The following is a 516-nucleotide window of genomic DNA, read 5'->3' on the forward strand; positions in this document are numbered from 1 at the left end:
CCGGAAGACATCGCCGTGACGGATGCGGCGATCAAGGAACTGTTCCCGGAGAACACGCACCTGCACAAGTGGCTCGACGCCGCGGCGGACCGGGTGGAATTCGAAGGCCTCCCGGCACGTATTTGCTGGCTCGGCTACGGCGAACGCGCCAAGGCCGGCCTGCTGTTCAACCAGCTCGTCAAGGAGGGCAAGGTCAAGGCCCCGATCGTGATCGGCCGTGACCACCTGGATTCGGGTTCCGTGGCGTCTCCGTACCGTGAGACCGAGTCCATGGCCGACGGGTCCGACGCAATTGCGGACTGGCCGTTGCTGAACGCCCTGATCAACACCTCTTCGGGCGCTACCTGGGTTTCGATCCACCACGGCGGCGGTGTAGGTATCGGCCGGTCCCTGCACGCCGGACAGGTCTCCGTCGCCGACGGCACCGACCTCGCTGCCGAGAAGCTCGAACGGCTCCTGACCAACGACCCCGGCATGGGCGTCATCCGCCACGTCGACGCCGGCTACGACCGCGCC

General features: G+C 66.9%; 1 pseudogene. It reads left to right on the forward strand.

From position 1 onward, the window contains the following. Nucleotides 1-516, forward strand: a pseudogene (locus tag GVL04_RS24115) (urocanate hydratase); the annotation flags it as partial.

Origin of the sequence: Arthrobacter sp. 18067, from assembly GCF_902706295.1 — a bacterium.
Taxonomy (GTDB): Bacteria; Actinomycetota; Actinomycetes; order Actinomycetales; family Micrococcaceae; genus Arthrobacter.